At 64.5% G+C, this 1152-nt stretch carries 1 protein-coding gene; it reads right to left on the bottom strand.

Going from position 1 to position 1152, the window contains the following annotated elements; translation table 11 throughout:
* A partial coding sequence (locus ACP4J3_RS50705; protein ID WP_426545075.1) for a cbb3-type cytochrome c oxidase subunit I occupies positions 1–1152 on the bottom strand: 1152 nt, incomplete at both ends.

The raw sequence follows: 1152 nt of genomic DNA, 5'->3' as shown, positions 1-1152 counted from the left end.
GCCCAGCCAGTGCTGGACCAGGAAGGTGCCGTGGAAGCCGATGAACAGCGTCCAGAACGTGATCTTGCCGAGGCGCTCGTCGAGCATCTTGCCGGTCATCTTCGGCCACCAGAAGTGGAAGCCGGAGAACATCGCGAACACGACCGTGCCGAACACCACGTAGTGGAAGTGCGCCACCACGAAGTAGGAGTCGGACACGTGGAAGTCCATCGGCGGCGAGGCCAGGATGACACCGGTCAGACCACCGAAGGTGAAGGTGATCAGGAAGCCGGTCGCCCACAGCATCGGCGTCTCGAAGGACAGCGAGCCCTTCCACATCGTGCCGATCCAGTTGAAGAACTTCACGCCCGTCGGCACCGCGATCAGGAACGTCATGAAGGAGAAGAACGGCAGCAGCACACCGCCGGTGACGTACATGTGGTGCGCCCACACCGTCACCGACAACCCCGCGATGGCGATGGTCGCCGCGATCAGGCCCATGTAGCCGAACATCGGCTTGCGGGAGAAGACCGGGATGACCTCGCTGATGATGCCGAAGAACGGCAGCGCGATGATGTACACCTCGGGATGGCCGAAGAACCAGAAGAGGTGTTGCCACAGCAGGGCCCCGCCGTTGGCGGAGTCGAAGATGTGGGCGCCGAACTTGCGGTCCGCCTCCAGGGCGAACAGGGCGGCGGCCAGGACCGGGAAGGCCAGCAGCACCAGCACCGCGGTCAGCAGCACGTTCCACACGAAGATCGGCATGCGGAACATGGTCATGCCGGGGGCGCGCATGCAGATGATGGTGGTGATGAAGTTGACCGAGCCGAGGATGGTGCCGAAGCCGGAGAAGGCCAGGCCCATGATCCACAGGTCGGCGCCGATGCCCGGGGAGCGGACCGCGTCGGACAGCGGGGAGTAGGCGAACCAGCCGAAGTCGGCCGCGCCGTCGGGGGTGAGGAAGCCGCCGACCGCGATGAGCGAGCCGAACAGGTACAGCCAGTAGGCGAACATGTTCAGCCGGGGGAAGGCCACGTCCGGCGCGCCGATCTGCAGCGGCATGATCCAGTTCGCGAAGCCGGCGAACAGCGGCGTCGCGAACATCAGCAGCATGATCGTGCCGTGCATCGTGAACGCCTGGTTGAACTGCTCGTTCGACATGATCTGCAGACC

It is taken from the genome of Streptomyces sp. UG1, from assembly GCF_049974585.1.
GTDB lineage: Bacteria > Actinomycetota > Actinomycetes > Streptomycetales > Streptomycetaceae > Streptomyces.
Note: the sequence above shows the minus strand (reverse complement) of the source record. Positions and strands in the feature narration are given on the sequence as shown.